Genomic DNA, 406 nt, shown 5'->3' with positions numbered 1-406 from the left:
CCCCGAGACCGCGCCGGCAGGGCGCCCAGCGACAGAACAACCCGCCGCCAAGCAGACCGAGATCGGGATCCTGTTCGACATCGACGCACTCGGCGGCGGGTTCTACGGCCCGAAGGCGTACCAGGTCCTCTTCCAGACCCTGGACCCACAGCGCCTGAAGCGCTGCTCCTTCCACGACGGCGACACCAACGCGACGATCTTCCAGGGCGCGCGCCTCTACTGCATCGCCATCCGCTCCCCCGCCCCAAACACCATCGACTACGTTCGCGAACTGATCGGCGCCCGCACCGACCCGGGCCTACTGGCCCCGAGCGAGCGCTTCGTCGACGGCGACGTCACGGAGTGGGAACCGCTCGTACCCGCCGGTTTCGTCAACGAGGCGGCGCAGCTGGTCGTCAAGGAGAAC

1 protein-coding gene is annotated in these 406 nt (G+C 68.5%); it reads left to right on the top strand.

Translation table 11 applies throughout. The annotated features are described in order from the left end of the window. Window positions 1-406, top strand: a 406-nt coding sequence (locus GWK61_RS55435) for a hypothetical protein (protein WP_194922396.1), incomplete at both ends; no start/stop codon positions are given.

The organism is Catenulispora rubra (genome assembly GCF_015356825.1).
Classification (GTDB): domain Bacteria; phylum Actinomycetota; class Actinomycetes; order Streptomycetales; family Catenulisporaceae; genus Catenulispora; species Catenulispora rubra.
The sequence above is the reverse complement of the archived record's forward strand: the minus strand, read 5'-3'. Positions and strand labels throughout refer to the sequence as shown.